Source organism: Actinomadura bangladeshensis, from assembly GCF_004348335.1.
GTDB classification, from domain to species: Bacteria; Actinomycetota; Actinomycetes; order Streptosporangiales; family Streptosporangiaceae; genus Spirillospora; species Spirillospora bangladeshensis.
In genome coordinates this window covers 1-2,261 of the sequence record NZ_SMJW01000496.1, presented here as the reverse complement: position 1 = coordinate 2,261, position 2,261 = coordinate 1, and the positions used below count along the sequence as shown (strand labels likewise).

At 68.8% G+C, this 2,261-nt stretch carries 1 protein-coding gene and 1 pseudogene; both read right to left on the bottom strand.

Annotated elements, in window-relative coordinates; all coding sequences use genetic code 11:
- Positions 1-1,093, bottom strand: a pseudogene (locus E1284_RS40300) (hypothetical protein); the annotation flags it as partial.
- Between the two features lie 133 nt (positions 1,094-1,226).
- On the bottom strand, positions 1,227-2,261 hold a 1,035-nt coding region (locus tag E1284_RS40295; RefSeq protein ID WP_131945375.1), incomplete at its 5' end, for a LamG domain-containing protein.

Here is a 2,261-nt window from a genome sequence, read left to right as displayed (position 1 = left end):
CATATCCCCAGCACTGATCGCCCGGCGAGTTCCCCCACTCGTCCTTGGGCGCACCGTCGTCCTCGCATGCCTTGTAGCGCCGCTCGATGTAACCCGGCCACAGGTCGAAGCCCTCACCGACCCAGGAGGGCTGCCCGTTGGTGTTGGCGGTCCTGCCGTCCACGCTTCCCGAGGAGTAGCTGACCGACACGTTGGGGGTCAGGCCGCCGGGGACCGGGGGCACCCGCATCGGGTAGGACCAGGTGAACCCTCCGCCGTTGCCGCCGGCCTGCCAGGTCGCCGACGCCTCCAGCGAGGTCGCCTTGTAGTCGCCCTGCGGACCCGATTCCCCTGCCGCCGCTACCAGGAGCGTCCCCACCGACTGCGACGCCGCAGCCGGGACACCGGAGGGGACCGTCGTCGCGGTTCGGGCGGGGGCGGCGGTCACCTGCGCGGTAAGGGTCTGCTCGCCGGTGTCGTTGACGGCATCCAGCGGCGCCGCCAGCCGACATTGCGGCTTGTCGGGGGTGCTGAGCGCGCAGGCGGGCATCTGGTACAGGCGCAGCCGCGATCCGTAGGCGCCGCCGAACGCCTGCGCGAACTTGGCGTAGTCGAGTTCGACGCCGACCCGGCCGGCTTGCGGTTTGTCAGTGCGGGCCACGGTGAAGGCCAGCCCGTTCACCCCGGCTTTGGCGGTGGCGGCGCGGTCCAGCACCGACACCCGCACCTTCTCCGCAGCCCCCACCCCGCTACGCGCGGCAGACTTCGCGGCAGGCTTTTCAGCGGGCAGCACCCGCACTGGCAGCGCACCGGCATGCACCCCCGACTTGGATGTCGCGGGCAGTGCCACCTCACCGGTACCGGGCTTGGGCCAGGCGGCCCTGGCCGGCGGCCCCGGCTTCAGCGTCAGCTTCTTGCGGGGCCGGACCTTCAGGTCATGGCCGTTGACCGGGTTTTCGTGATCGTTGACGGTGGGACGCTGAGAGCCGGGTTCCGCAAGCGCGGGCGGCGTCGCCGACAGCACCCCCACGGCCAAGGCCACGGCCATGATCGCCGCGACGGCACGCGTCGTCCGAGAATGGGACAGCACCAGGGTCTTGCGGCCTGTTCTCACGGCATCCTCCTGCGCCCACGCGCCTGCTCCAACCCCGCCCAAAACCTCGTCGGGGCACCAATCGTCGATCTGTTGGAATCGGCGGCAGACACTGAGGCAAGAGGCCGACGTGCCTGCCGCATGGGTGCGGTGGTTAGGGCCCGTTATCGGTGTCGTACTCGAATGCGTTGCCGAGCTCGGCGATCTGGGTGGCGCTGAGGACCCCTCGATAGAGCCAGACGTCGTCCAAGGCAGCAGGCCAGAAGTCGGTTCCCGCGCTGTTGCCACCGAACGCATTGCGTCCGACCTGCAGTCCGCCTGAACCCTTGAAGGGACGCACATCTCCCTCTTCAGAGTCACCGTCGGGGCCGTTGACGGTGGAGCCGTTGATGTACAGGCTCATCGTCCGGTTGGTGGCGTCGTAGACGACCGCGATGTGATCCCAATCGTCTTCGCTGTACGCGGAGTTACTGGTCAGCCGCTGCGGATGGGAGGCATCGGTGACCGGGAGGTCGGCGTTGTTCATCTCCAACTGCCACACGCCCAGGGCTGCCGGCTCGACCGCATCCGGGACGTACCGCAAAGCGAATGCATTGGTCTGGGTTCCTGGGAGGGAGAACACCGTGGCAGTGGTCTGTGGGCGCTGCAGGTTCTGCACCCAACCGGTGAGGGTGAAGCTCCCATCGGTGGAGATCAACGCCGAATCGGCCTCGGGGGCGGCAGGGTCGGCCTCGGCATAGGCGCCCAGCCCGTCCAACTGCAACCCCGCCGGTGACACGAGGGGGCTCTTGAAGCCAGCGCCAGCCACGATGGCCGCACCGTTGCGCAGTTTCAGCGGCGGGGCCGTCCCGTCGTCCTTAACCTCGCCCAGGGACAGGCCGTCGTTGGCGGTGTTCAGTTTCCAGCGGGCATTCAGGACGGGGGCCTGCTGGTACAGGTCGGTAATTTCGGCGGTGGACAGGATCCGGTCGTAGACCCGGACATCGTCGACCTGCCCCGGCCAGTGGTCGGCCGGCTGGCCCCACCACAGGCTGCGCCCGATCTGGAACCCGCCCGTGGCGGTCCATGCCGCCGGCACCTGCGGGCTCGGCGTCCCGGCGTCGCCGTTGACATAGACCTGCAGCTTCTTGGTGGTGTCGTCGTACATCCCGACCAGATGGGTCCAGGTGTCCAGCTCCGCCTGGTGCGG